The sequence below is a fragment of the Collinsella sp. AM12-1 genome, assembly GCF_003472325.1.
Lineage (GTDB): Bacteria > Actinomycetota > Coriobacteriia > Coriobacteriales > Coriobacteriaceae > Collinsella.
In genome coordinates this window covers 1-5344 of the sequence record NZ_QRLS01000035.1, presented here as the reverse complement: position 1 = coordinate 5344, position 5344 = coordinate 1, and the positions used below count along the sequence as shown (strand labels likewise).

Annotated in this window: 5 protein-coding genes and 3 tRNA genes; 1 reads left to right on the top strand and 7 read right to left on the bottom strand. The window is 60.5% G+C overall.

The window, feature by feature from the left end:
- Window positions 1-141 precede the first annotated feature (141 nt).
- Window positions 142-1287 carry a polymer-forming cytoskeletal protein gene (locus DW136_RS09705; protein ID WP_118289510.1) on the top strand — a complete coding sequence of 382 codons (1146 nt, stop codon included), beginning with the start codon at window positions 142-144 and terminating at the stop codon, window positions 1285-1287.
- Between the two features lie 129 nt (window positions 1288-1416).
- Here the strand turns inward: DW136_RS09705 and typA are convergent, their stop codons facing one another.
- The 7 genes from typA to DW136_RS09670 form a co-directional block, all read right to left on the bottom strand.
- Window positions 1417-3255 carry a translational GTPase TypA gene (gene typA / locus DW136_RS09700; RefSeq protein WP_118289509.1) on the bottom strand — a complete coding sequence of 613 codons (1839 nt, stop codon included), beginning with the start codon at window positions 3253-3255 and terminating at the stop codon, window positions 1417-1419.
- Window positions 3256-3372: 117 nt separating this feature from the next.
- Entirely contained in the window at window positions 3373-3822 is a 450-nt protein-coding gene (locus tag DW136_RS09695; RefSeq protein WP_089572580.1) for a hypothetical protein, read from the bottom strand.
- Between the two features lie 30 nt (window positions 3823-3852).
- Entirely contained in the window at window positions 3853-4242 is a 390-nt protein-coding gene (locus tag DW136_RS09690; RefSeq protein WP_118289508.1) for a hypothetical protein, read from the bottom strand.
- Window positions 4243-4743, bottom strand: coding sequence for a bifunctional nuclease family protein (locus DW136_RS09685; protein WP_118289507.1), 501 nt, complete (start codon window positions 4741-4743; stop codon window positions 4243-4245). It abuts the gene before it with no gap.
- A 158-nt stretch (window positions 4744-4901) separates the two neighbouring features.
- Window positions 4902-4978 (bottom strand) — tRNA-Ile (locus DW136_RS09680).
- Window positions 4979-4982: 4 nt separating this feature from the next.
- A tRNA-Ala gene (locus DW136_RS09675) sits at window positions 4983-5058 on the bottom strand.
- A gap of 67 nt (window positions 5059-5125) precedes the next feature.
- A tRNA-Ile gene (locus DW136_RS09670) sits at window positions 5126-5202 on the bottom strand.
- Window positions 5203-5344: the final 142 nt, after the last annotated feature.

The window sequence follows — 5344 nt, the reverse complement described above, 5'->3', positions numbered from 1 at the left end:
TGAATGTGGGAGGTGTTCGGATAAAGTCGATAATCAAGGCACGGCACGACCTTTCGAAATGCAACCGAGAGGTTCTTTTAGAGCGCCCACGCGTTGGGTACCCTGTTAGATATATGCCGAGTATCTAACGAAGGATTCACTATGCCCTGCAATCAATTCCCGTTGACCCAGCGCCGTAAAGCATGGGGCCGCATCACCATCCTATTCGCGCTCATCGCGCTGGCGATCACCGTGCTTCCCACGGCGTCGTTCGCCGGCACGGACACCGCAGGCAACGTACTTGCGACCGACAATGACGCCAATCCGTCCGGCGTTGAGGGTGACCTGTACTGGGCCGGTCAGGCCCTCAACTTGGATGATGTGTCCATCGACCGCGATATCATCGCCGCGGGCGATACCCTCTCAATTCGCGACTGCAAGGTGGGCGGCGCCATTCGTCTTGCGGCGCGCACGATTGATATCGCCCAGACCACGGTTGATGGCAGCGTGACCGTTGCTGGCCAGCATGTCGTTCTCAATTCCGACAGCACCGCCAACTGTTTCTACGCGATAGGCGAGACGGTTGCCTTGCGAGGCTCCACCAAGTCGGCAGCGCTTGCGGGCGATACGGTGACCATCGATGGCACCGTCGAGGGCGATGTCGAGGTTTGGGCCGACAAGCTCATCCTGGGCAAGAACGCCCATATCACCGGCACCGTGAACGCGCACGTCTCCGAGGACCCCGAGCGCGCCGCGGGAGCCGAGGTCGGCGCACTCAAGATCGACCGCACCGAGAACGAGGATACTTCCACCGTTAACGATGTCATCGGCGGTATCGTCGCCGCGGCACTCTCGACCTGCTTTGTCGCTCTGCTGCTCGAGCTCGTCTTTCCGCGTGCGACTGCCAGCGCCGCCGGTATGCTCCACCAGCGCCCCATGCCCCTGTGGGTGAGCGGTCTTCTGGGCACGATTGCTATCGTCCCCGCCGTCCTACTGCTGATTATCTCTATCGCCGGTCTGTCGCTTGCCGGAGCCCTCATGTGCGGTGTCATTGGCATCGCGCTGGTGTCGAGTGCCTTTGCAGGGTGTGCGATTGCACGCATGGTCGGACACAGCCAGAACCGCTACGCCATGGCAGCCGTTGGTGGCGTAATCGCAGGCGCCCTCACGGGGCTTCCCCTCGTAGGCGGCTTCATCAGCGGCGTGGCCTTTGTCTTTATGCTCGGCTACATCATCCAAATCATCTGGCGCAACGCCCACCTCAAGCCGCAGCAGCCGGCTAACACGCCGGGACTCCCCACCGCTTAACCACCAACTACCACAAAGGGGACAGGCACCTTTGTGGTGGTGCAGGCCGTCTCAATCCCCGTGCACCAAAAAGGGCGCCGACCATCGCGGTCGACGCCCTTTCTTGTTAAACACTATAAAGCCCAGCGCTTATTTGTTGACCTGACCGGCGCGGACGGCAGCCTTCTTGCGGTCGGTGGCGTTGAGCAGACGCTTGCGCAGACGAATATTCTTGGGAGTAATCTCGACCAGCTCGTCGTCGGCGATATACTCCAGCGCCTCCTCCAGCGAGAAGGTGCGGGGCGGCACCAGCTGGACGGAGATATCGGAGGTCGAGGAACGCTGGTTGCCCAGGTTCTTGGTACGGGCGATGTTAACGACCATGTCGCCGGCCTTGCTGCGCTCGCCCACGATCATGCCCTCGTAGCACTCGGTGCCCGGTTCAACAAACAGCTGGCCGCGCTCCTGCAGCGTACCCAGAGCGTAGGCAACGGCCTTCTCGGTGGTCATGGAGATCATGGCGCCGTTCTGACGGTTGCCGATCTCGCCGGCGTAGGGACCGTACTCCAGGAAGGTGTGGTAGAACACGCCCTCGCCGTGGGTGACATTCATGATGCGGTTCTTAAGACCCATGATGCCGCGGGTCGGGATCTTGAACTCAAGGTGCGTCACGATGCCCGAGGTATCCATGCTCGTCATGATGCCGCCGGAGGTACCGAAGACCTCAACGACCTTGCCCGAGTACTCGTCCGGGCACTCGACGACGGCCTGCTCGACGGGCTCCATCTTGTTGCCGTTCTCGTCCTTCTTAAACAGAACGCGGGGACGGCCGACCTGGAACTCAAAGCCCTCGCGGCGCATGGACTCCATCAGGACGGACAGGTGCAGGATGCCGCGGCCAGAGACCTCGACGCCGCTCTTGTCCTCGAGCTCCTCGATCTTCATGGTCACGTTGTTCTCGGCCTCGTTGAACAGGCGCTCCTTGAGCTGACGGGCGCCCACGATGTCACCGTCGCGGCCGACGAGCGGGGAGGTCGAAGCCTCAAAGACGATGGACAGGGTCGGCGGGTCGATCTCGATGGGCTCGAGCTCAACGGGGTTTTCGATATCGGTGTAGACATCGCCGATATCGGTGCGATCGATGCCCACGACGGCGGCGATGTCACCAGCGCCGACTTCCTGGCACTCGGTACGGCCCAGGTAGTCGAAGGTAAAGAGCTGCTTGACGGTAGCGGTAGCGCTGGAGCCGTCGTTCTTGACAACCAGGATCTGGTCGCCCTGGTGGATGGTGCCGGAGTACACGCGACCGATGCCGATACGGCCAACGAAGTTGGAGTGGTCGATGGTCACGCACTGCATGGCCAGCGGGGCGTTCTCGTCAACCTCGGGCGCGGGCATGTCGTCGATGATCATATCGAGCAGCGGATACATGTCCATGTTGCCGTCGTTGGGGTCAAGACGGGCAAAGCCATTCATAGCGCTAGCGTAGACCACGTGCTCCATGGCGAACTCGAGCTGGTCGTCGGTGGCGCCCAGGTCGGCCATGAGGTCCAGGCAGTCGTTGTAGGCCTTCTCGGGGTTAGCACCCGGACGGTCGATCTTGTTGATGACGATCATGATCTTAAGGCCGGTGTCGATAGCGTGACGCAGCACGAAGCGGGTCTGGGGCATGGGACCCTCAAAGGCGTCGACCAGCAGCAGGGCGCCGTCGGCCATACGCAGCACGCGCTCGACCTCGCCACCGAAGTCGGCGTGGCCCGGGGTGTCGATGACGTTGATCTTGACGTCCTTGTACTCGATAGAGATGTTCTTGGCGAGAATCGTGATGCCGCGCTCGCGCTCCTGGTCGTTAGAATCCAGAACGCGGTCCTCGACCTGCTGGTTGGCACGGAAGGCGTCCGTGGCACGCAGGAGCTTGTCGACCATCGTCGTCTTGCCGTGGTCGACGTGAGCGATGATGGCGATGTTCCTCAGATTGTCTACGCGCATGTAGTTCCCCTATCTTCTATCCATATACAAACGGCACGCGTATGCGGCCCGCCCAGCGATACAACGCTCAGCGGGAATATTGAGCCTTTTACCGAAAACTCGTTTATTTTAGCGATTTTAGATGAGAGGGGTTTCCTCACCTGCAGGTTCAGGGTCGCTCCACATAAAACCATCGCCGGCGCCCATGCCCTCATACAGCACATATGCCGAAAAACCACTCTCGAGCGTGGTTTCGAAGAAGCTCACGAGCAGAGCATCGTGATAGCCGCCGTCAATCTCGACGCAGCCGGTGTAGCCGATGGCATAGCGGGCGATACGGCCCAGGCCCTCGTCCTTAAGACCCATCTTGTGCTCGGAAATAAAGTTGGTGGCAGCCTCGAGGCATGCCTCCTCGCCGTCCTCGTCGAGTGCCGCCAGATACCGGTTGGACGCGGCATCTTCGATCGCAACGACAACGCCGGGGTTCTCACCGGCGGCAAGATCGTCTAAAAATGCCCCGATGAGGTCACACACCATGGCGTCGAGCTCGGCGGAGACGTTACCGGCGTCCTGCATATCCTGTGCCATCTTTAGACCTTCCCATCGAGTCTGGCGTCGTTACAGTTCTTGTGCCTCGGCGGCGATCTTGGCGGCAGCGTCGCGGGCGCGCATCATATCCATCGCGCGCTTGTCGAGCACCTTGATCTGACTGGTCAGCATTACCGCATCGACCACACCCCAGATCACGAGGCCCGTAGAGATCGAAAACCCAAGCGCACCAACTGTACCACGAAGGCGCGAGCAGATTGCCGCGACAAGGGCGGAGATGACAACCATCTTGATAAACGAGCCGCGGCGTTCGCGAAGCGTGCGGGCCTGCGTCACATAGGCAATGCGAGCCGCCTCAGAAGCCTCCGAGCGCATCTGGGCCTCGCGGGCGATCGCAGCCGCCTCGGCCGACATACCGCCGGCCATCAGCGAACGCTCCGCATCCTGGCCGCCCCGCATTTAGAAGTCATCGGGGGAGAGCGTATGGACGAACTCGTCGAACTTCTCGAACTCCTGCTCGTCGTCGACTTCCTCGGCGTGGGTAGAAACAGTGCCCAGGCGATTCATGATGTCGTCCTCCACGAACATGGGAGCATTGCTGCGCACGGCAAGGGCGATGGCATCGCTGGGGCGGGCATCGATCTTGCGCTCGTCACCATCGGCCAGTACGACAATCGTCGCGTAGAACACCGGCGGCTCGGCGCGAACGATCTCGATGCGCTCGAGCTTGGCGCCCAGGGCGTCAACGGTATCGAGCAACAGGTCATGGGTGATCGGGCGCTCGGCGCGGCCGCTATCGATGCCGCGGCTGATGGCAGCAGCTTCAAACGAACCAGTCTGAATGGAAAGGGAACGCAGCGGCGCGGGCGAGTCCGATTTGCCGCAGCGCTCACGAAGCACGATAAGCGATGGCACGGGACCGGCGGCCATGACGATGGTCTCTATGTCGACACGAACCATGGAACACCTCCGGTACGTAGCGGTTAACACGCGGCAGGGTCGCCGCATTGAATAGCTATACTACCCAATCTTTCGCACAGCACACAAAACCAAAATGAGATTTATCGCAGACAAGAAAAAGCCCCGAGGCAACGCCCCAGGGCTCTTCACAGTTTTGATGGTGGACCTGACAAGATTCGAACTTGTGACCTCCCGGTTATCAGCCGGACGCTCTAACCAACTGAGCTACAGGTCCATCATGGTGGAGGTTAGGGGGATCGAACCCCTGACCTCAGGCTTGCAAAGCCCGCGCTCTCCCAGCTGAGCTAAACCCCCACGGAGACAGTAATAAACACCCCAGCGGCGACTCGGCTCTCGCTGGGGTGTTTATTGCGAAAGAAAGTGGTGGACCTGACAAGATTCGAACTTGTGACCTCCCGGTTATCAGCCGGACGCTCTAACCAACTGAGCTACAGGTCCATCGCGTAAGGGATATATTAGACGAGTCGTTACGCGCGCGTCAACAACTTTTTTGAAAATCTTTGGGAGGGGTTCGCCCCGGCCGCGCGGCGGCATATGAAGTCGCCTGCTCGGACAGTCCTGACTCGCACGGAGAGCACAT

Bases quoted from the DNA above. Each gene is read 5' to 3' on its own strand.
- typA (WP_118289509.1), bottom strand. From the start codon at position 3,255: ATGCGCGTAGACAATCTGAGGAACATCGCCATCATCGCTCACGTCGAC.
- DW136_RS09685 (WP_118289507.1), bottom strand. From the start codon at position 4,743: ATGGTTCGTGTCGACATAGAGACCATCGTCATGGCCGCCGGTCCCGTG.
- DW136_RS09705 (WP_118289510.1), top strand. From the start codon at position 142: ATGCCCTGCAATCAATTCCCGTTGACCCAGCGCCGTAAAGCATGGGGC.
- DW136_RS09690 (WP_118289508.1), bottom strand. From the start codon at position 4,242: ATGCGGGGCGGCCAGGATGCGGAGCGTTCGCTGATGGCCGGCGGTATG.
- DW136_RS09695 (WP_089572580.1), bottom strand. From the start codon at position 3,822: ATGGCACAGGATATGCAGGACGCCGGTAACGTCTCCGCCGAGCTCGAC.